This is a genomic window from Ancylobacter sp. Lp-2 (assembly GCF_020523795.1).
Lineage (GTDB): Bacteria > Pseudomonadota > Alphaproteobacteria > Rhizobiales > Xanthobacteraceae > Ancylobacter.
Genome location: NZ_JAJALI010000002.1, coordinates 288,367 through 305,260, shown reverse-complemented (window position 1 = coordinate 305,260; position 16,894 = coordinate 288,367). Strand labels below are relative to the sequence as shown.

General features: G+C 68.6%; 14 protein-coding genes. 4 read left to right on the top strand and 10 right to left on the bottom strand.

Annotated elements, in window-relative coordinates; all coding sequences use genetic code 11:
- Positions 1 to 262 precede the first annotated feature (262 nt).
- Positions 263 to 1,471: an acetate/propionate family kinase gene (locus LGR54_RS06020; protein ID WP_370638145.1), complete on the top strand. Its 1,209-nt coding sequence runs from the start codon at positions 263 to 265 to the stop codon at positions 1,469 to 1,471.
- An 836-nt stretch (positions 1,472 to 2,307) separates the two neighbouring features.
- Here the strand turns inward: LGR54_RS06020 and LGR54_RS06015 are convergent.
- The 3 genes from LGR54_RS06015 to LGR54_RS06005 all read right to left on the bottom strand — a co-directional run bounded on the left by LGR54_RS06015 (position 2,308) and on the right by LGR54_RS06005 (position 6,564).
- Entirely contained in the window at positions 2,308 to 3,009 is a 702-nt protein-coding gene (locus tag LGR54_RS06015) for an outer membrane protein (protein WP_230361057.1), read from the bottom strand.
- A 628-nt stretch (positions 3,010 to 3,637) separates the two neighbouring features.
- Positions 3,638 to 5,563 (bottom strand): glycosyltransferase family A protein, encoded by a 1,926-nt coding sequence (locus LGR54_RS06010; protein ID WP_230361056.1) that lies wholly within the window; start codon positions 5,561 to 5,563, stop codon positions 3,638 to 3,640.
- A 98-nt stretch (positions 5,564 to 5,661) separates the two neighbouring features.
- Entirely contained in the window at positions 5,662 to 6,564 is a 903-nt protein-coding gene (locus LGR54_RS06005; protein ID WP_230361055.1) for a LysR substrate-binding domain-containing protein, read from the bottom strand.
- Between the two features lie 107 nt (positions 6,565 to 6,671).
- Here LGR54_RS06005 and LGR54_RS06000 point away from each other — a divergent pair, with 107 nt between their 5' ends.
- Positions 6,672 to 7,697, top strand: a complete 1,026-nt coding sequence (locus LGR54_RS06000) for an NAD(P)-dependent alcohol dehydrogenase (protein WP_230361054.1) — start codon at positions 6,672 to 6,674, stop codon at positions 7,695 to 7,697.
- Positions 7,698 to 7,720: 23 nt separating this feature from the next.
- Here LGR54_RS06000 and LGR54_RS05995 read toward each other — a convergent pair whose 3' ends face one another.
- Positions 7,721 to 8,170: a PPC domain-containing DNA-binding protein gene (locus tag LGR54_RS05995; protein WP_230361053.1), complete on the bottom strand. Its 450-nt coding sequence runs from the start codon at positions 8,168 to 8,170 to the stop codon at positions 7,721 to 7,723.
- A 308-nt stretch (positions 8,171 to 8,478) separates the two neighbouring features.
- Here LGR54_RS05995 and LGR54_RS05990 point away from each other — a divergent pair, with 308 nt between their 5' ends.
- Positions 8,479 to 9,282, top strand: coding sequence for an ATP-binding cassette domain-containing protein (locus LGR54_RS05990; protein WP_230361485.1), 804 nt, complete (start codon positions 8,479 to 8,481; stop codon positions 9,280 to 9,282).
- Between the two features lie 60 nt (positions 9,283 to 9,342).
- Here LGR54_RS05990 and LGR54_RS05985 read toward each other — a convergent pair whose 3' ends face one another.
- Positions 9,343 to 10,545 (bottom strand): MFS transporter, encoded by a 1,203-nt coding sequence (locus tag LGR54_RS05985; RefSeq protein WP_230361052.1) that lies wholly within the window; start codon positions 10,543 to 10,545, stop codon positions 9,343 to 9,345.
- An 81-nt stretch (positions 10,546 to 10,626) separates the two neighbouring features.
- Between LGR54_RS05985 and LGR54_RS05980 the strand changes: the two genes are divergently transcribed.
- Positions 10,627 to 11,628 carry an AraC family transcriptional regulator gene (locus LGR54_RS05980; RefSeq protein WP_230361051.1) on the top strand — a complete coding sequence of 334 codons (1,002 nt, stop codon included), beginning with the start codon at positions 10,627 to 10,629 and terminating at the stop codon, positions 11,626 to 11,628.
- A gap of 179 nt (positions 11,629 to 11,807) precedes the next feature.
- On the opposite strand, the gene LGR54_RS05975 is transcribed toward LGR54_RS05980, so the two are convergent.
- The 5 genes from LGR54_RS05975 to LGR54_RS05955 all read right to left on the bottom strand — a co-directional run bounded on the left by LGR54_RS05975 (position 11,808) and on the right by LGR54_RS05955 (position 16,800).
- On the bottom strand, positions 11,808 to 12,692 hold the full coding sequence (locus tag LGR54_RS05975) for an NAD(P)-dependent oxidoreductase (RefSeq protein WP_230361050.1): 885 nt from the start codon (positions 12,690 to 12,692) through the stop codon (positions 11,808 to 11,810).
- A 55-nt stretch (positions 12,693 to 12,747) separates the two neighbouring features.
- Positions 12,748 to 13,440, bottom strand: coding sequence for a GntR family transcriptional regulator (locus LGR54_RS05970; protein WP_230361049.1), 693 nt, complete (start codon positions 13,438 to 13,440; stop codon positions 12,748 to 12,750).
- A 74-nt stretch (positions 13,441 to 13,514) separates the two neighbouring features.
- On the bottom strand, positions 13,515 to 14,936 hold the full coding sequence (locus LGR54_RS05965) for an aminotransferase (protein WP_230361048.1): 1,422 nt from the start codon (positions 14,934 to 14,936) through the stop codon (positions 13,515 to 13,517).
- A gap of 110 nt (positions 14,937 to 15,046) precedes the next feature.
- Positions 15,047 to 15,904, bottom strand: coding sequence for an ABC transporter permease (locus tag LGR54_RS05960; protein ID WP_230361047.1), 858 nt, complete (start codon positions 15,902 to 15,904; stop codon positions 15,047 to 15,049).
- A gap of 11 nt (positions 15,905 to 15,915) precedes the next feature.
- On the bottom strand, positions 15,916 to 16,800 hold the full coding sequence (locus LGR54_RS05955; RefSeq protein WP_230361046.1) for an ABC transporter permease: 885 nt from the start codon (positions 16,798 to 16,800) through the stop codon (positions 15,916 to 15,918).
- Positions 16,801 to 16,894 lie beyond the last annotated feature (94 nt).

The window sequence follows — 16,894 nt, the reverse complement described above, 5'->3', positions numbered from 1 at the left end:
GGTCGCACTCAACAGGGTATGGTTCGGGTCATCGAGGGCGACCGGTTCGACGACGCGCCGGTCCTGTCGGTGCCGGGCCGGATCGATCCGGTCGGTCCGGCGGCCCCATTGAACAGGCCGCCGATGGGACCGATGAGGTGTACGGTCGGAACGATCCGCCGCCCGGAATGGCCGATCAGGACGACATGACCGAAGGAGCAGTGCCGAGAGGCGCGGCGGCTGCTAGGCTGTGATGCCGCACCGCAACCCCGGGGGCTCCGCCGTGACCGATTCCGCCGCCACCATCCCTGCCCTCTTCGTCGTCAATGCCGGCTCCTCCAGCATCAAGTTCAAGCTCTACCGAGTGGAGGGCGACGACATCGCGCTCGAACTCGGCGGCGCGCTGGATGGCATCGGCCGGCTGCCGCGCCTCAAGGTGAAGGACGCCGACGGCACGACGCTGGTCGACCGCTCCTTCGCCGCCGACGAGGTCGCGACCGCCACCGTCGCCCAGCATGTCATCGGCGACTGGCTGCTGCCGCGCCTCGACGGCTACCATATGATCGGCATCGGTCATCGCGTGGTGCATGGCGGCCCCACCTTCTCCGGCCCGGTGATCGTCGACGACCAGGTCATGGAGACCCTGGCCAGCTTCATCCCGCTGGCGCCGCTGCACCAATTGAGCAATCTCGATCCGATTCGGGTGCTGCGCGAGCGGCGGCCGGAGCTGCCGCAGGTCGCCTGCTTCGACACCGCCTTCCATCGTGGCCACCCCGAATTGTCCGAACGCTTCGCTCTGCCCCGCGCGCTCTATGATGAAGGCGTGCGGCGCTATGGCTTCCATGGCCTGTCCTATGAGTATGTCGCCTCGGCGCTGCGGCTCACCGAGCCGGAGATCGCGCGCGGCCGGGTGGTGGTGGCGCATCTCGGCTCCGGTGCCTCCGCCTGCGCGCTGCGCGACGGACGCAGCATCGAATCCACCATGGGCTTCACCGCGCTGGACGGGCTGCCGATGGGCACGCGCTCCGGCGCTCTCGACCCCGGCGTGGTGCTGCACCTGATCGAGCAGAAGGGACTGTCTGCCGCCGAGGTCGGCCGCATGCTGTACAACCAGAGCGGGCTGCTCGGCCTGTCCGGCATCAGCAACGACATGCGCGAGCTGATCGCCAGCCCAGCACCGGAGGCGGCGCTGGCGGTGGAGTTCTTCTGCCTCAAGGTGGCGCAGGCGGTGGCGTCGCTGGCCACGACGCTCGGCGGGCTCGATGCCCTCGTCTTCACCGCCGGTATCGGCGAGAACTCGCCGGAGGTGCGCGCCGGCATCGCCGAGCGACTGGCCTGGCTTGGCGTGCGGCTCGACGCGCAAGCGAACGCCGCCGGCGCGCCGCACATCGAGGCGGCCGGCAGCGCCGTGCCGCTGCTGGTGGTACCCACCGACGAGGAGCGCATGATCGGCCGGCACACGCTGCACATGCTGGCGGGGCGGGCCGGATAGCGGGATCACCTTCTCGGCGGCGATCTTTGCGACAGGCGGGATGTGAGGCCCGGCGGGCTGGAGCCGGGCTCCGATGGCGCCGCGCCCCGCCACGCCGCGCTCCGGCATGGCAGCGCCGGATGTCCGGCTCTGCTTCAGTGCGTCACGACAGAGGGGGCGTCGGCATCGTCGGCAGTCAGGGTCTCCGGGGGCGGGAGTGCCGGCCGCACGTCATGGAGTGACCGTTGCGCCGAGCGCGCATGCCATCGCGCTCCGCGTGACACGACATAACGGGCTTCAGCTTGCTGCGAGGATGGCAGACCGCCCCTGGCAGCAAGATCGGCGCTACGTTTCGGGGGCCGGCTCCCTGCTCCAACGCGCTGCGACGGTGGGAGGGCCTCGGCATCGTCGGCGGTTATGGCGTCCGATAGCAGGAGCGACAGCCACACGTCGTCAAGTGCGCGTCGCGCCGGACGTGCGCGTCATCGCGAGTGCCGATCCATTGGAATGCGATACGATCCGAAAACTCACGCATCGGGCGGGTCAGGCAACGGCGAGGCGGCAGGCGGCAGCCGTCGTGATGCCGGCTCGGAGAGTCGTTGACTGGGAACGCCTCGACTTAGAGCGCATCGACCGGGAGCGGCGTCCAACCAGGGGATGTCGATCGGGGGCTGGATCGAATGAGCCCGATCGGACCGCTTTCGCTTCGTTCCGGACAGGCCGGCTTCGGAACGACCCACCTGAAACGAAAAGAGCGGGGCCAGACCATCCGGTCCAACCCCGCCCTTCGAATTCTGCCGAAGGGATCTCGCGACCCCGTCCGGTCGGGTAAGCCGGCCTTACGACCGGCCCGCCGATCAGAACTTGTAGTTCACGCCGATGCGAACGATGTTGGTGTTGACGTGACCCCAGCTGTCGACGTTGCCGGGAAGCTCCGGCACCATGTCGTCGCTGTTGCCGAGGTAGAGGTACTCGGCCTTCACGGTCCAGTTGTCGGCGAAGGCGTATTCGGCGCCGGCACCCACGGTCCAGGTCACGAAGTCGGACGACACGTCGTAGCCGACGCCGTTGATCGAGCCGCTGACCGAGGTCGAACCATACGCGACACCGGCGGTGCCGTAGACCAGCAGGCGGTCGACGGCGTAGCCGAGGCGGCCGCGGACGGTGCCGAAATAGTCATAGTCGGCGCCATTGCCGTACCAGGTGCTGCCGACGACGCCGCCGAAGTTGCTGCCGCTGGTGGCGACGCCCTGGATATCGGCTTCGATACCGATCACCCAGTTGTTGTCGAGCTGGTAGTTGTAGCCGATCTGGCCGCCATAGACGAAGCCGTCATTGGTGCCGGCCCACATGCCGGAGCCGAACGTGTCGATCGTCGAGCCGCCCGAACCGTCCGACCACAGATAGCCGACGTTGGCGCCGATGTAGAAGCCGGTCCAGGTGAACACCGGCACCGGGGCGATCGGAGCCTTCACCGGATACTTGGCAGCCAGATCGGCAGCGAGAGCCGGGCTGGCCAGAGCGATGACGCTTACAGCAGCAAGGAGAAACTTCTTCATGGCCAGAACCCTTCGAAATCTGAAGTCGACGTCAGCTACCCAGCCCACACGCCAACAACCACTGGAAACTTGATGACCTGATCATGCAGCAACGCAGCGGCAGATAAAATGATAAATATGTCACACGCCCAAGTCATTCATCGCGCCGCCACCCCGCGAACCCGGCCGAGGCGGCCCCGGACCGATGCCGCCGCTAGTCTAGGGCGACCTGTCACCCGCACTCCCACGCGTCGGGAGCGGGATTGCCTTACAGATAAACCTTCATCGCGTGGGTTAATATTCCCTATCTTTTTCCGACAGGCATAGTTTTCATCCGGACACTCGCCTGCGCCATAGCCGGAACATCAGGGATCGGCGAATAATTCATTGGATTTACACCATCACAATTTGGAGCAATTCACCGCCGCGGTTGCATTGTTCCGGGAATCGCCGATTGCAGGGCGCTCCTCCCCCACCACACCGGGCGTTGAACTGCTGTATTCTGGGTTGTGAGCGGATGTGCCGAGCGCCTATGCCGCGACGGCAACAAGGGCTCGCCGAAGCCCCGGAAGCGGCCGTTGCAATTTGGCCACAGGGTGCAGCTTTCCACATCACCGCCCTGTGATGAGGAGCGGGGCTGGAAGCCACCTCAGGGCAGCATTTCCTCGGGCACCGGAAACGGCCGGCTGTCCAGCGTGCCGTCGAAGCGCGGCCGGCGGCCGGCGGCGACCTCGGTGTCGTGCCACTCGTTCCACGCTTTCCAGTAGGCGATCCGCATCGGCGACTCGCTGAACTCGGAAATCGCGCCGGCGCCGTGCTGGGTGAGCGACAGCCCGTGCCGGCGGCCGAGCGTCAGCACGATCCGCATCACGGACAGCGCCGTCGAGCCGAAATGTAGCCGCACACGCTGCAGGAATTCCCGATCCGCGCCGAAGCGGACGGCATCGAACAGCCCGACCTCGGTGAAGACGTCGGCGGTGAAGAAGGTCGAATGCGGGCACTCCTCGACATAGCGCCCGCGCATGCCGCATTCGATGGTGGCGTCCGAACGCACCCGCAGCCATTGCGACGTCGTGCATTTCAGCTCCGGCTGCGCCTGCATCGCACGCAGATGATGCGCGACGTGGGTACGTAGCCAGAAATCGTCGGAATCGCACAGAGCGACATAGTCGCACCCTGCCCGCAGAGCCTCGGCGATGCCGATATTCTTGGCCGCGTAGGTGCCGACATTGCGCGGGGTGCGCAGATAGGTAAGCCGCCCCGCCGCCGCCAGCGGCGCGCAGGTCGCCTCGGTGTCGTCGCTCGAGCAATCGTCGACGACGATCAGCCGGACATCCGGCACGCTCTGGCCGAGCACGCCTTCGATGGCGCGGGCAAGGTGCTCCTGCGCATTGAAGGCCGTCATCACCACCGCCACCCGCGCCGCGGGAGCCGCCACGTCGCGGCTGAGATCGACGACCGTATCGAGGCCGAACTCGTCCCAGGCGAGCTCCATCTCGTCGCGGCGGAACACGTCGCGCAGGATCTTGGTCTTCTCGCCGCGCTGGCTCAGCACGTTATGCAGCGCGATCAGGTACTGCACCGGCGGCAGCGTCTCGGGCGGCTGGGCGTCGATCGCCTGGCGGATCGACACCTCCGCCTCGTGCGACCGGCCGCGCTCCAGATGGTACTCGCAATAGAGCACCTGGCCGGACACGGTGGAGCGACAGCTGAGCACGCCGCTCCGCTCCAGCAGGCGGCAGGCCTCGTCCTTGTCGTCATAGGCGGCGAGCACCGCACGATTGACCAGAGGCTGCTTCAGCAGCGGGCGGATATTCGCCCATTCGTCCAGCCAGGCCCGCGCCTCCTCGTGGCGGCCGAGGCGGAAGGCGGTGTACCACAGGCCGTCCAGGAAGCGCGGATCGAGATCCTGCCCCGGCGTCCGCCGCGCCGCCGCGCGACTGAGCAGATCGTGGGCGCGCTCGAAATAGCGGACCTGGAGATAATGGCGGACGGCGATGTCGAGCAGCATCTGCCGCTCCGGCCCGACGATTTCCGGCGTGTCCAGCCATTCGAGCATGCGCAGCGCCGTCGCCCGCTGGGCGTGGAAGAAATCCTCCAGCCAGGTCGCCACGCTCTGCTGGCCGAAGGCTTCGGCGAACAGCCCGGTGCGCAGCACCTGCCGCAAGAGGGCGTCGACCTGCGCGTGTGGCACCCGTTCCAGCGCCGCGGCCAGCTCGCGCTGGAGGTCCTCCCGCATCTCGACCGGTTCCGGCAGCGGCGGCAGCACGTCGCGCATGCGCGGGATGCGCTGCTCCGGCAGGCGGCCGCGCAGATCCTCGGCATGGCGCTCGAAGGCACGGCTTGTGTGCACCGCCGCCACCTGATCGCCGATCCAGCTGGCCAGCCCGCGCTCGCTGGCGCTGCCGAGATAGGAGGCGACGAGATTCGCGGTGTCGTCGCGCACCGCGAAGATCGGGTGGGCGGCGATCTCGGGGAAGCCGGTCTCGTGCAGGAAGCCGCGGAACTTGCGGAAGCCGGCCAGGACGGGCCGGACATAGGCGGGCAGGAACTCGTCGGATTGAGGCTCGGCCAAGGTCGTGCGTCCGCCAGTTGGAACCGCAGCGGTCCTGCCTCAGCGGCGACCGCTCCCCGCCCGGTTTAGAGAATCCGAGGCGCCTTCACAATCGGCCGTCACAATTCGGCGCTGCCGGGCAGCTCGGCGGCGAGGATGTCGAGCGCGAGGCGCAGCCGCAAGGGCATGTGCGGCGCCTGCGGCCACAGCGCATGGGTGGTGAACACCAGTTGCGGTAGGTCCTTCAGCACCGGGATGAGGGTGCCTGCCCGCACCCGGTCGCGGACCAGCCAGCAGGGCAGCCAGCCGAGGCCGTGGCCGGCCTCCACCGCGTCGGCGATGGCTTCGAGGTCGTCGAGGCGCAGCCGGCTCGGCGGCGTCACTTCCCGCACACCGTCCGCCAGCGGAAACTGCCAGACGCGGATGCGGCCGGCGCGCCCATAGGTGACGGCGTGATGGGCGGCGAGAGCGGCGAGATCGCGCGGGGCGCCGTGCGCGGCGAGATAGGCCGGGGCGGCGCACACCACCATACGCTGCATGCCGACCGTGCGCGCCATCAGCCCGGCGCCGTCCCCGAGGGCGCCGTTGCGGATGGCGAGATCGAAGCCGTCCTCGACGAGATCGACCGGCCGGTCGCTGAAGGAGAGGTCGAGCTCCAGATTCGGGTGCCGCGCCGCCAACTGGGCGAGCACCGGCGCGACGCAGCGCCGGCCGAACAGCACGGGCATCGACACCCGCAGGCGTCCGGTCGCCTCGCGCCGGCCCGATTCCAGCACCGCCTGCCCGGCGCGCAGCTCCTCCAGCGCGCGCAGGCAGCGCTCGTAATAGAGCTGGCCATCCTCGGTAAGCGCCTGGCTGCGCGTGGTGCGCTGGAACAGCCTTGTGCCGAGCCGCGCTTCCAGCCGCGCCACCGTCTTGGCGACCGCCGAGCGGGTGAGGTTGGCCCGCTCGGCGGCGGCGGCGAAGCTGCCCGCCTCCACCGCCGCGACGAAGACATCGAGTCCGCTCAGCACCTCGCGCATCGGATTGGCTCCTCTTTAGCGACAATTCGGTGAATTCTTATCGCCACTGCGTCCCAGCGATCAACGATACATCGGAAGCCACCCTATCGCGCAAGCAGGAGTTGGCCATGAGCGAGACGATGAAACGCTGGGAGATGGACGGCCTCGGCCGCCACAGCCTGGAACTGCGGGAGGTGGCACGCCCGACCCCGCGCGCCGGCGAGGTACTGGTGCAGGTCGGCGCCGCGTCGCTGAACTATCGCGACAAACTGATGATCGAGACCGGCATGGGCCTCGCCCTCGCCTACCCGTTCACCCCGGCCTCCGACCTCGCCGGCACGGTGGTGGCGACCGGCGCGGGCGCGACCCGCTTCCGGGAGGGCGAGCGGGTGATCTCCACCTTCTCGCCGGGCTGGATCGAGGGGCGGCCGAACGGCGATGCCCGCCGCCCGCCCTACCGCACGCTGGGCGGCACGCTTCCCGGCGTGCTGGCTGAGTATGTCGCCTTTCCCGAGGACTGGTTCGTGCGGGCGCCGGCCGGCCTCGACGACGCGGCGGCGAGCACCCTGCCCTGCGCCGGGCTCACCGCCTGGTTCGCGCTGGTGGAGACCGGGCGGCTGCATGCCGGCGAGACGGTGCTGATCGCCGGCACCGGCGGGGTGGCGCTGTTCGGCGTGCAGATCGCCCACGCCCATGGCGCCGAGGTGATCGTGATCTCCGGCAGCGCCGACAAGCTGGAGCGGGCGAAGGCGCTCGGCGCCCGCCACGGCATCGACCGCTCGCGCACCGACTGGGTGGAGGCGGTGCTGGCGCTGACCGGCGATCGCGGCGTCGACCACATCATCGAGACCGTCGGCGGCGCGCATACCGGCAAGTCGGTGCAGGTCGCCGCCGTGGGCGGACGCATCTCGCAGATCGGCGTGCTGGAAGGCTTCGAGATCACCCTGCCCGGCGGCCCGCTGATGCTGAAGCACGTGACGCTTCAGGGCATCAGCGTCGGCCATCGCCGGGCGCTGGAGGATTTCGTCGCCGCCGTCGAACGCACCGGGCTCCAACCGGTGATCGACGCCCGCTACCCGCTCGCCGCGCTGCAGGACGCGCTCGACCATCTCGACCGCGGCGCCTTCGGCAAGATCGTGGTGGAGATGGCGTAGCGGGCGCTCGCCTGCGCCGGCGCTCAGCCGGGCCCGTCGATGCGGATGAGAGCGAGGCCGCTCTCCGCATCGACACGCTTGTGCAGATGCGCCGGCGTCTCGGTCAGGATGATCTCCAGCGTCGGGCGGACATGGCCCTCGGTGAGGTGGCCGGCCAGGGCGCTGCCGTCCCGTCGCCCGAGCACCACATGCACATGGATGGCCGGCTTGTCCTGCGGGTCCAGCGCGACGTCTCCGGATAGCGACGCCACCTCGACCTGCTCGCGCACCGGGATCTTGTCATAGGCCTTCCGCTCCCAATCGAAATAGCTGATCACCGCCTCGCGGAAGGCGCCGATGGCGGAGATATGCGCGGCCGACAGGCCTTCCCGCGCGGCGAAGGCCTGAAGCGAGGCCATCGCCTCGTCGCCGGTCTCCAGGATGATCGCGAATGTGCGCAGGCCATTCGCCTCGGCAAGCTTCTTCGTCTGCATGGGAACCTCGTCGTCGGTTACGAGACGGGCAACGGCGCGACATGCCGGACGTTCCCCCCGCGCGCGGCATCGTGAAGCTGGAAGGGCGCGCGATGTGGAGGCGGCGCGAAAAGGCTTTTCTCTGTAATCGTTACAAACTGAAAGCCACAAAAACCACGGCGACAGCGCGATGACCTTGGCGACGGATGATCTATACTCAGGATGGTTTGACGCTGACCGAGGCGATGGCGTAAGCGGAAGGCGATGACCCGCCGACGGCGCCCCGTCTTCAGGAAGGACACCGCTTGAATTCGCCGCTCATCTCGCCTCTGGCCTCCGCCACGCCGCTGACTTCCGACGCCGCGCCGCTGTTCGACCTCGACGGCGTGTCCTTCTCCGTGCCCGGACGGGTGCTGCTGGCGCCGCTGACGCTGTCGCTGCCGGCCGGCCGCGTCATCGGGCTGATCGGCCATAACGGCTCCGGCAAGTCGACGCTGCTGAAGATCCTCGCCCGCCAGCAGCCCGCCTCGGCCGGGTCGCTGCGGTTTTCCGGGCGGGCGCTCGGCGAGTGGAACGATCGCGGCTTCGCCCGCAAGCTCGCCTACCTGCCGCAGGCGACGCCGGCGGCGGCCGGGATGCTGGTGCGCGAGCTGGTGGCGCTCGGCCGCTATCCTTGGCATGGCGCGCTCGGCCGCTTCTCCGACCTCGACCGGCGCAAGGTCGAGGAGGCGATCGAGCTGACCGGCATGGAAGGCTTCGCCGACCGGCAGGTCGACACATTGTCCGGCGGCGAGCGGCAGCGGGCCTGGCTGGCGATGCTGGTGGCGCAGGACGCCGACTGCCTGCTGCTCGACGAGCCGACCTCGGCGCTCGACATCGCCCATCAGCTCGAAGTGCTGGCACTGGTGCGGCGGCTGTCGGCGGTGAAGGAACTGAGCGTCATCGCCGTGCTGCACGACATCAACATGGCCGCGCGGTTCTGCGACGAGCTGCTGGCGCTGCGCGAGGGCCAGCTGATCGCTCGCGGCACGCCGGCCGAGATCGTCACGCCGGCGCGGCTGGAGACGATCTACGGCGTGCCGATGGAAGTGCTGGCACGCGGCGACGGCACGCCGCTCGCCGTGCCGGCCTGAAGACGACCGGCGGCCGGGATCCGGCCGCCGGGAGATGGGGTTTCTGCCTCGGATCTTGCTTCAGGTCGCGATGGCGGCGCGGCGGGTGCGCACGCCGAGCAGCACGATGAGGGCGGCGCCGAGCAGCACCACGCTGGCGCCGGCGAACACCCCGGCCGCGCCGTCCATCTCGAACACCAGTCCGCCACCGGCGGCACCCAGCGAGATCGCCAGTTGTACGGCGGCGACCAGCAGGCCGCCGGCGGTCTCGGCCTGATCCGGCACGGTGCGGGTGAGCCAGGTGGACCAGGCGACCGGCACCGCGCCGAAGGCGAGGCCCCACAGCGCGATCAGCCCGGCATGGCCCATCGGGCTGCCCTGCAGGGTGACGAGGGCGATGCCGAGCGCGCCCATCAGCAGCGGCATGGAGAGCAGCGCCAGCTTGAGGCTGCGCTCGATCAGCGGGCCGGCGAGCAGCGTGCCGACGAAATTGGCGAGGCCGAAGCCGAGCAATATGCCCGACATGGCGTTGATGCCGACGCCGGTCACCGTCTCCAGGAACGGGCGGATATAGGTGAACACCGCGAAATGGCCGGCAAAGGCGAGCATCGCCGCCAGCATGCCGAGGGCGATGCCCGGCCGGCGCAGCACTTCGGCGAGGGTGCGCAGGCTGGCCGAACCGCTCGGCGCCATGCGCGGCAGGGTGACGATCTGCGCGACGATGGTGAGCACGCCGAGCCCCGCCACCAGCAGGAACACCGCGCGCCAGCCGATGAGATGACCGAGATAGCTGCCGACCGGCGCGGCGAAGATGGTCGCCGCCGAGACGCCGGAGAAGATCATCGACAGCGCGCGCGGCACCAGCGCCTCCGGCACCAGCCGCATGGCGAGCGCCGCCGACATCGCCCAGAAGCCGCCAATGGCGACGCCGAGCAGCACCCGCCCGGCCAGCAGCAGGGTCAGGTTGGGCGCGAAGGCCACCAGGAGGTTGGAGACCACCAGCAATACGGAGAAGCCGATCAGCAGATGCCGGCGGTCGATTTTCTGGGTCACGGCGGCGACCAGCAGGCTGGCGACCAGCGCCACGAGCGCGGTGGCGGTGACCGCCTGCCCGGCGGCGCCCTCGGTGATGCCGAGCTCCGCCGCCATCGGCGTGAGCAGGCTGGCCGGCAGGAACTCCGCCGTCACCAGCCCGAACACGCCGAGCGTCATCGCGCCGACGGCGGCCCAGGCCGGCTGTTCCTGAGTCGCGGCGGCTTCTTCAAGCGTGAGCGCGTCGCTCATCTCGAATCCTTTCGAAGAGGAATGTTGCATGGCAGCAGGCTAGGCTGGATTCCCCGGACGAGATATGCCAGCCTGTCCGCCATGCTTGATCGTTCGTCCGAAAATGCTGCGATGCCGTTCCCTGCCCCGCTCCCCTTCGACGTGGTGAGCGAGCTGCTGGTCGGCATGCGCCTGGTGGGGCTGAACTACCGGCGGATCCAGATCTCGCCGCCCTTCGGGCTCGGCTTCGGCGGGGCGGAGGAGCGGGCGCAGTTCCATTTCGTCGCGCAGGGCACGGTGTTCCTGCGCCGGCCGGGCGAGCCCGACCAGAAGCTGGAGGCCGGCTCGGCGGTGCTGCTGCCGCATGGTAGCGGGCACGACCTCGTCTCCGAGCCGGAAGTGCCGAGCCGGGAGATCGCCGCCTTCTGCGCCGCGCCGCTGTGCCGGACGGTGGGCGACATCAAGGAGTGCGACGACAGCGTCTGCCGCAGCAAGGACGTGGTGATCTTCAGCGGCTGCATGGGCTTCGAGCTCGGCAGCCTCACGCCGCTGGTGGCGGTGATGCCGGCGGTGATGTCGGTCTCGACACTGCTGTGCCGCTATCCCGAGATGCTGCCGATGCTGGAGGCGATGGAGCGCGAGGCGCGCGGCGAGCGGGCGGGCTTCGCCGGCATCCTCGCGCGGCTCGCCGAGGTGGTGTCGGCCTTCATCGTGCGGGCATGGGTGGAAAGCGGCTGCGGCACGGCCACCGGCTGGCCGGCGGCGCTGCGCGACCCGCGCCTCGGCCGGGTGATCGCCGCCGTGCATCGCGACCCCGGCCGCGACTGGACGGTGGCCGACCTCGCCGCCGAGATGGGCTCCTCGCGCTCGGTGTTCGCCGAGCGCTTCCTCGACGTGACCGGCATGACGCCGCTGCGCTACCTCACCGAGCTGCGCATGCGGCTGGCGGCGCAGTGGATCACCCGCGACCGCGTCTCAATCGAGGACGCGGCGCACCGGCTCGGCTACGGCTCGCAGGCGGCGTTCAGCCGGGCCTTCAAGCGGGTGATCGGCCACGCGCCGGGCGCCATGCGGGCCGGCAGCCGCGCGGGAGAAGCGAGCTAAAGCGTTTTCAAGCGAAGTGGAATCCGGTTCGCGTGAAGAAAACGCGTCCGCGCAGGACCCTGGAGCCCTCCCGGTGAACCAGAGTTCGCCGGGAGGGCTCCAGGGCGCGGCCGAGTAGCGGGACTGCCGCTAAAGCGCTTTCCTGTCGATCAGGTGTTTCCGCCTGATCGGAAAGGGCTCTAGCCCTGATTGGCCTTGCGGACGATGTCGACCAGCTTCGGCACGTAGTCGTCGCCATGGCCGAGGCCCACCGCCAGCCCGAAGGAATTGCGCACCGCCGCGCCCATCGGGTTGCCGGTGCCGAGCGCGTTGGCGAGGCTCGCCAGATAGGTGGTGTCCTTGAAGGCGTTGCTCAGGGTGAACTTGTGCGCCTCCGGGTCCTTGTCGAGGAACCATTTCGAGAAGGTCTGGTAGAAGCCGCAATCCATCCGCCCGCCGCGGATGACGCTGTCAAAGGTCTTGTCGGCGATGCCGGTCTTGTCGGCGATCATCAGCGCCTCGGCATAGAGCGCGGCATAGCCCATCGACAGGAAGTTGTTGATGAGCTTCATGGTGTGGCCGGAGCCGAGCGGGCCGGTATGCACCACCTTGCCGGCGAAGGCGTCGAGGATCGGCTTGGCGCGGGCGAAGGTCTCGTCGCTGCCGCCGGCCATCACGTCGAGCGTGCCGGCCTCCGCCTCCACCGGGGTGCGACCGAGCGGGGCGTCCATCAGGGTGATGCCGTCGGCCGCCAGCGCCGCCGCCAGCTTGAGCGTGACCGAGGGATCGGAGGTCGAGCAGTCGATCACCAAAAGCGGCCGGCCGGCGGCGCGCAGGCTGTCCGGCCCCTCGAACAGCGCCTGCACCTGCGGCGAGCCGGTGACGCACAGCACCACCACATCGACCTTCTCGGCCAGTTCGCGCGGGGTCTTCGCCTCGGTGGCGCCGAGGGAGATCAGGTTCTCGACCGGCGCGCGGTTGCGGTGGCCCATCACCGTGAGCGGCCAGCCCTTGGTGACGAGGTTCTTCGCCATGCCATGGCCCATGAGGCCGACGCCGATAAAGCCGATACGTTCTTTCGTCATGACCCGTCATCTGTGGTTGGAGAGGGAGCGCGTCCTGCCGGGCGCCCCGGTCGGTTCACCGCCATCCCCGGCGGCTGTAGAGGTAGCGCTGGAACGAGCGCAGGTCGGAGCAGCGCAGATGCCGCGCCGCCGCCGCGTCGCCGGCTTCGATCGCCATCACAAGTTCGTCCTGTATGTGCAGGGTGAAGCTCACGAAATCCGGGTCGTGCGGCTGGTCGACAGCGAGGCAGGAGGCGATGAACGGCGCGTAGCGCAGCCGCAGCCGCATCACCATGTCGATCAGCACCGGCGATTTCGAACCATGCACCAGCGCGATGTTCCAGCCGCGGATCGCCTTCATCGTCGCGAGGTGGTCCTGCTCGGGATAGTGCACCCGCATCGTGTCGGTGTGCCCGTAGAGCGGGCGCGCCTCCTCCGGGCATTTGCGGGCGGCGAACTGCGCCGCCGCCTCGCCTTCCAGCAGCATGCGGATGGTCCAGATCTCGTCCGCCTGCTCGCGCGACAATTGCGGCACGCGCACCGCCCGGCCGGGGATCACCTCCAGCGCCGAATCCGCGACCAGCTTGCTGACCGCCTCGCGGACCGGTTGCATGGAGGTGTTGAGGAGCGTGGCGAGCTTGCGCAGGCTGATCCGCGTATCGGGAAGCCAGGCGCCGTCGACGATACGGCTTTCCAGCTCCCGATAGATGTGATGCGCAAGCGTGGAACTTGACAGTCCCGGCCGGTCCACGACGCTGTCTTCGACCATGCCACTCCCCCCAGATATTGCCGGCGATATTGTCTTTACCGCCGGCAATATCACGGAACTCCCAGGCCACGTAGCTAGGCGCCGGCCTTCTCGGCGAGTTGGGCGGTGAGGCCGTCCATGGTCTTGCCGAACAGGTCGATGGCCTCGTCGCACTCTGCCCTGGTGATGCAGAGCGCCGGCGAGAACGACACCACCTCGATGAAGGGCAGCGCGCGGATCATCAGCCCGCTCTCCTGCGCCTTGCCCGCAACCAGACGGTGCACGGCATCGGCGGCCTGGAACGGACGGCGGGTGGCGCGGTCGGCACTGAACTCGACGCCGATCATCAGCCCCTCGCCGCGCACCTCGCCGACGAAAGGATGCTCCGCCAGCCGCTCGCGCAGGCCGGCGAGCAGATAGGCGCCGGTATCGGCGGCGTTGCCGATCAGCCCCTCGCCTTCCATGATGTCGAGATTGGCCATGGCGATGGCGGCGCCGACCGGGTGGCCGGAATAGGTGAAGCCGTGCATCACCGGGCCGTATTCCGCCGAGCCGGCCTCGAACACCTTCCACATGCGCTCGGAGATCACCGAGGCCGACATCGGGAAATAGGCGCTGGTCAGCCCCTTGGCGAGCGTCACGATGTCCGGCTTCAGCTTGTAGAGCCCGGTGGCGAACCACTCGCCGGTGCGGCCGAAGCCGGTGATGACCTCGTCGGCGATCAGGAGGATATCGTGGCGGTCGAGCACCGCCTGCACCCGCTCGAAATAGCCGGCCGGCGGGATGAGCACGCCGCCGGTGCCCATGATCGGCTCGGCGATGAAGGCGCCGATGGTGTCCGCGCCCTCGCGGGCGATCAGCGCCTCGAGATCGGCGATCAGCCGGTCGCAGAAGGCGGCCTCGCTCTCGCCGGGCGCGGCGAAGCGGTAGTAGTGCGGGCACTCGGTGTAGACCACCTCGCCGTCCGGCAGGCTCCACGCCTTGTGGTAGGACGGGATGCCGGTGAGCTTGGCCGCCGCCATGGTCAGCCCGTGATAGGCGCCCATGCGGGAGATGACCTTCTTCTTCTCCGGGGTGCCGCGCAGATTGGCGTAGTAGCGGACCAGCTTGAAATTGGTGTCGTTGGCGTCCGAACCGGACGTCCCGTAGAACACCCGCGCCAGATGGTCGGCGCCGGCATGGTCGTGGAACAGGCCGAGGATGCGGTCCGACAGGCGGATGGTCGCCTCGTTGGAGGCCGAGCCGAACAGGTGCCAGTAATTGAGGTCGAGGATCGCCTTCTTCGCCGCCTCGGCGATCTCCGGCCGACCATAGCCGATATTCACGCACCACAGGCCGCCGGAACAGTCGAGGATCGGCTTGCCCTTGTGGTCGATGAGGCGCACGCCCTTGGCAGTGCCCATGATCTGCGGGCCGTTCGCCATGTGCTGGGAGATCGAGGTCAGGGGATGGAACAGGCTGTTGCGGTCCATCTCCTCGAGCGAATAATTGCTGTCGGACGTATCGAGATCGAGCATGTCAGGGACTTTCCGAGGCGGCGGGAGGGAACCGGCGGCGGCCGCCGGCACAGGAGGGGGTCGAGGGGGAAGCCGGGCGAGTTCTTGCGGGCTTCCGTTCTTGTCGAGCTTCAGTTCTTGTCGAGCTTCACGAACAGCACCCAGAAGAACGCGCCCATCACCGGCAGCGTCACCGCCAGCAGGATGGTAGTGAGCGAGAAGATGATCGGCACCTGCGATTGCTGCGACGCCGCCATGGCCCAGTTGTAGATCGGCATGGTGGTCTCGATGCCGCGCACGAACAGCGAGCGCGGCAATTCGTTGAACGACAGCAGGAAGCCGAAAATGCCGGCGCCGAGGATGCCTGGACGCAGGATCGGCATCTCGATGTCCCAGAAGCGCCGCCAGGGCGAGGCGCCGAGATCCTCCGCCGCGTCGAGCAGGCGCAAATCGAAGCGGCTGGCCACCACCAGCACCAGCAGGATGCAGAAGGGCAGCGCCCAGACCAACTGGGCGAGGAAGATCGACCACATGCCCAGCGTCAGGTTGAGCATGGTGCGCAGGAAGATGAACAGCGCCGCGCCCATGGTGAGGCCGGGCACGAAGAGCGGCATCAGCACCAGCAGCAGCGAGGCGCCCGGCCGCGCCATGCGGGTCAGCGCCCGGCCGACCAGCGTCGACAGCGCCATGCAGACCAGCGCGACGCCGGCGCTCATCAAAAGGCTGGTGTAGAGCGGCGGCCGCCAGCGCACATCGGCGAACAGGGTGGCGTAGTTCTGGAAGGTCAGCGGATAGGGAATGCCGGCCAGCGGATTGGCGGTGAAGGACATCACCGCCAGCCACACCAGCGGGATGTAGATCATGACGATGGCGAAGACGCCGGCGCCCTTGGCGAGCGTCGTCCAGCGCGGCGAAGTGCCGAAGCGACGACGAGCGGAAGGCGCGGCGACGGCGCGGCGGGAATAGGTTTCCATGGCGGTGGCGGACATATCGGCCTCCCTCAGCGACGCATGGCGACGAACATGGCGGCAAGATCGATCCGCCGATGGACGACGCGGATCAGTGCCACCAGACACAGGCCGAGCAGCAGCACGACCAGCGTCGAGAGCGCTGCTGCCGTCGGGTATTTCAGCTGCTGCAGCGCCGAATTGACCGAATTGCCGAGCAGGTCGACGAAGCCGCCGCCAAGCAGCTGCGGCTCGACGAAGGCGGCCATCAGCGGCACCAGGGTGAAGACGATTCCGGCGACGATGCCGGGCAGCGCCAGCGGCAGGATGACGTTGAACAGGGTCTGCGCCGGGCTGGCGCCGAGATCGCCGCTGGCCTGGATGAACTCGTCGTCGATCAGCGCGATCGACATGAAGATCGGGAACACCATCGGCGGGAAATAGGTGCCGAGCAGGCCGAAATGCACGGCGAACTCGGAATAGAGCAGCCATTCCACCGGCTGGTCGACCAGCCCGAGCGACATCAGCGCGGTGTTGATGGCGCCGGTGGTGCCGAGGATCGAGCGCCAGACGATGATGCGCGAGGCGGCATCGAGGAAGAACGGGATGGTCAAGAGGGTGATGACCGCCGCCTTCACCGTCTTCGACCGGCAGCCCTTGGCGAGCCACAGCGCGAAGGGAAAGGCGAGCAGGAACTCGATCACCGTCATGGTGAGCGCGACGCGCAGCGTGCGCACCACCGCCATCCAGCGGCCGGAATCGATCAGCGAGATCCAGGTCGCCAGCGTCGGCTCGTAGACGACGCGGAACTGGCGCACCTGCAGGAAGCTGAACAGCACGATCACCACCAGCGGCACGATCACCAGAAGCGACCAGAACAGCAGGAAGCCCGGCACCATCAGCCGCGACGGCGACAGCCCGTCGAGCATACGTTTCATGAGCGACCGGCGCGGGCCGGTATCCCGTGGGCCGGCGTCTTGATGATCGAGGATCGCGGTCATCGGCAGGGTTCCCTGAACGTCGCAAGGCCGG